General features: G+C 41.4%; 4 protein-coding genes. 1 reads left to right on the top strand and 3 read right to left on the bottom strand.

Annotated elements, in window-relative coordinates:
• Window positions 1-65: 65 nt before the first annotated feature.
• The 3 genes from groL to H5072_RS15770 all read right to left on the bottom strand — a co-directional run bounded on the left by groL (window position 66) and on the right by H5072_RS15770 (window position 2,638).
• A complete protein-coding gene (groL, locus tag H5072_RS15780; RefSeq protein WP_002958835.1) occupies window positions 66-1,715 on the bottom strand; it encodes a chaperonin GroEL in 1,650 nt (549 codons plus the stop codon).
• A gap of 48 nt (window positions 1,716-1,763) precedes the next feature.
• On the bottom strand, window positions 1,764-2,051 hold the full coding sequence (locus H5072_RS15775; protein WP_002958836.1) for a co-chaperone GroES: 288 nt from the start codon (window positions 2,049-2,051) through the stop codon (window positions 1,764-1,766).
• 110 nt (window positions 2,052-2,161) lie between these two features.
• On the bottom strand, window positions 2,162-2,638 hold the full coding sequence (locus H5072_RS15770; protein WP_002958838.1) for an FxsA family protein: 477 nt from the start codon (window positions 2,636-2,638) through the stop codon (window positions 2,162-2,164).
• 178 nt (window positions 2,639-2,816) lie between these two features.
• On the opposite strand from H5072_RS15770, the gene cutA reads away from it, so the two are divergent.
• A partial coding sequence (gene cutA / locus H5072_RS15765; RefSeq protein WP_182694057.1) for a divalent-cation tolerance protein CutA occupies window positions 2,817-2,965 on the top strand: 149 nt, incomplete at its 3' end.

Below are 2,965 nucleotides of genomic sequence, written 5' to 3'. Positions count from 1 at the left end.
AAAAAGCAAAAAACCAGCCGAAGCTGGTTTTTTATATAAGGGAGGTGCTTAAACGGTGATGTTTATCACATCATTCCGCCCATACCACCCATTCCGCCCATGCCACCCATATCAGGTGCACCAGCAGATTCGTCTTTAGGGATTTCAGCTACCATTGCTTCAGTAGTGATCATTAGACCCGCAATAGACCCTGCAAACTGTAGCGCAGAGCGTGTTACTTTAGTTGGATCTAGGATACCCATTTCAATCATGTCGTTGTATTCGCCAGTTGCTGCGTTGTAACCGTAGTTACCATCGCCGCCTTTAACTGCGTTAATTACAACTGATGCTTCGTCGCCTGCGTTAGTTACGATTTGACGAAGTGGTGCTTCCATCGCACGAAGTGCAACTTTAATACCGTGGTTTTGATCTTCGTTGTCGCCAACTAAATCAACTAGCTTGCTAGCAGCACGTACAAGTGCAACACCGCCGCCAGGTACTACGCCTTCTTCAACCGCTGCACGAGTTGCATTTAATGCATCTTCAACGCGGTCTTTTTTCTCTTTCATTTCGATTTCAGTAGCAGCACCTACTTTGATAACTGCAACACCGCCAGCTAGTTTAGCCATGCGCTCTTGAAGTTTTTCTTTATCGTAGTCAGATGTAGCTTCTTCAATTTGTGCTTTAATTTGAGAAACACGACCAGTAATACCCGCTTCTTCGCCAGCACCGTCAATGATAGTTGTATCATCTTTAGTGATAATTACGCGCTTAGCTGTACCTAGGTCTTCAACTGTTGCTTTTTCAAGCTCTAAGCCGATTTCTTCAGAAATAACAGTACCGCCAGTTAATACAGCGATATCTTGCAGCATTGCTTTACGACGATCGCCAAAGCCAGGTGCTTTAACAGCTGATACTTTAACAATACCGCGCATGTTATTAACTACTAATGTAGCTAGTGCTTCGCCTTCAAGGTCTTCTGCAATGATTAGTAGTGGTTTACTTGCTTTAGCAACCGCTTCTAATGTTGGTAATAATTCACGGATGTTAGATATTTTTTTATCTACAAGTAGAATAAATGGGTTATCTAGTTCAACAGTGCCTTTTTCTGGGCTGTTGATAAAGTAAGGAGATAAGTAACCACGGTCAAACTGCATGCCTTCAACAACATCTAGTTCGTTTTCAAGTGATTGACCTTCTTCTACAGTAATAACACCACTGTTGCGGCCTACTTTTTCCATTGCTTGAGCAATGATATTACCAATCTCTTGATCAGAGTTAGCAGAAATAGTACCTACTTGTGCAATTGCTTTAGTATCAGAACAAGGAACAGATAACGCTTTAAGCTCTGCAACAGCAGCAATAACTGCTTTGTCGATGCCGCGCTTAAGATCCATTGGATTCATGCCTGCTGCAACAGCTTTAAGGCCTTCATTAACAATAGACTGTGCAAGTACTGTAGCGGTAGTTGTACCATCGCCGGCTGCATCATTGGCTTTAGATGCAACTTCTTTAACCATTTGTGCGCCCATGTTTTCAAACTTGTCTTCAAGTTCGATTTCTTTTGCTACAGAAACACCATCTTTAGTGATAACTGGAGAGCCAAATGATTTGTCTAGTACAACGTTACGGCCTTTAGGACCTAATGTAACTTTTACTGCGTTTGCCAGGATGTTTACGCCAGTTAGCATTTTAGCGCGTGCGTCACCTGCAAAAAGTACTTCTTTTGCTGCCATGTTTTAAATTCCTCTAAATTCTTAAATGTTTATAAACGAAAAGTAGGTTTAGCCTACAATGCCTAAAATATTATCTTCACGCATGATCAGGTACTCTTGACCTTCGATCTTTTCAACTTTTTCAACATATGAGCCAAATAACACAGTGTCACCGGCTTTAACTTCTAACGCTCTCACGTCACCGTTATCTAAAACGCGACCATTACCTACGGCTACAACTTCTCCGCGAGTTGATTTTTCAGCTGCAGAGCCAGTTAATACAATACCGCCAGCAGATTTTGTTTCTTCTTCTAGACGTTTAACGATTACGCGATCTTGTAAAGGACGAATGTTCATGTTTTTTAGTTCTCCTAACAGTTTCTGAACAGTACAGAAAAAAGCTTTTCTAATTTGCATTCATTAATGGGGGTAGAGTGTGAAATTCCAAGAGAAAAAATGATAAATTTTTAATCTTTTCGCTCATATTCGCCATCAATAGTCGTTGGTCGTTCCATTTGCCCTTGCTCTCGTTCAGCATGTTGCTGCCCAGCAAACGGCGATGGCCCTTGTTGCCTACCTGCGCTCATTCTAACAGTTGCTTGGCTAGCAAGGCCTGCGGCCAGTTTGTTACGAATTGCAGGCGTTAATAATAGTAACCCAAACACGTCGGTCATAATGCCAGGGGTAAGTAATAATACCCCTGCAATTACAACGCATATTCCGGTAAATAATTCTTTGGCTGGCATTTGCCCTTGCGCCATTTGCGCTTGTACGTTTTGCAGCGCACCCATACCTTGTGTTTTAACCATTTTGGCACCTAAAATCGCGGTAATAACAACAAGTGCAATTGTTGCAAATCCGCCAATCACATCGCTTACTTGAATCAGTAAGGCGATTTCGATAATAGGGATGATGATAAACAACACAAATAAAAATCTAAACATAGCGCTCTCTAAATAATGACACTCAAAAGAGTTGATGAAATATAAATGAGGGTGACTAGGTCTCTTTTCAAGGTTAGGGCATAGGTATAGTCATTTTACTGATATTTAAGCGTCTACACATTGTATCGGCTATCAGATACTATGAAGCTAGACACTGTCCAATAAGAATAGGTTCATAATGACTACGCATTTTAAAATGATTTTTACGACTTGCAAAGACGAAGCAGAAGCACGCAGCCTAGCAAGGGCGTTGGTAGAAAAAAAGCTAGCAGCTTGTGTAAATATTTTACCTAACATGGGCTCTATTTATATGTGGGAGGGCGAAGT

It is taken from the genome of Pseudoalteromonas sp. SR45-5 (assembly GCF_014163565.1).
Classification (GTDB): Bacteria; Pseudomonadota; Gammaproteobacteria; order Enterobacterales; family Alteromonadaceae; genus Pseudoalteromonas; species Pseudoalteromonas distincta.
This window is presented reverse-complemented; position numbering and strand designations above follow the sequence as displayed.

Coding starts and splice junctions, on each gene's coding strand:
- groL (WP_002958835.1), bottom strand. CDS start 1,715: ATGGCAGCAAAAGAAGTACTTTTTGCAGGTGACGCACGCGCTAAAATG.
- H5072_RS15775 (WP_002958836.1), bottom strand. CDS start 2,051: ATGAACATTCGTCCTTTACAAGATCGCGTAATCGTTAAACGTCTAGAA.
- H5072_RS15770 (WP_002958838.1), bottom strand. CDS start 2,638: ATGTTTAGATTTTTATTTGTGTTGTTTATCATCATCCCTATTATCGAA.